Raw genomic sequence first — 594 nt, 5'->3', positions numbered from 1 at the left:
CAGGCCTGCATCACCGCCTTCAGTCGGCTTTTGCTCTCCGCCAGCACCTGCTTGTTGTTTCTCTCCTTCCGGTTTCAGGCTCGTGCTAGAGCCGCACGCTGCGAGAGAGAACATCATCACAAGCGCGAAAAGTAGGACACCGAGTTTTTTCAACTTCACTGCAAAAATCCCCCTTATAATTTTTAGTGAATAAGTTTCGCCTTTGCTTTGGTGTGAAATAATTACGTTGTTCATAATAATCCAGGGATTTAGGCCCTACAAGGTGTTTTACACGATCTTTATCCTATCTTTACAAACCATTTACACCGTTAAAAACAAGGGATTTCCCAGCATTCCACAACGATTTTAATTCCCTATTTTTCTAGGCTTGCACGCTTCTCTGAGATAATTGTAAATTTAATGTTAAGAAAACGCTAAAAAGAAAAAGAGTGCTTGCGACCCGCAAACACCCCTCATTTTTTCCTAATTATTCAAAATATGACTTGCTGTACAGATTGACATTCTCCCCCGTTCGAAGCACGTGGGCTTCTTTCCTGCGAACACCTCACATACCGGCAGGAAGTTTCCTGCGGGCAGAGACAAGGCTATGGGCAG

This window comes from Aneurinibacillus sp. UBA3580, assembly GCF_002375825.1.
In the GTDB taxonomy this organism is placed as follows: Bacteria; Bacillota; Bacilli; order Aneurinibacillales; family Aneurinibacillaceae; genus Aneurinibacillus; species Aneurinibacillus danicus.
This window is presented reverse-complemented; position numbering follows the sequence as displayed.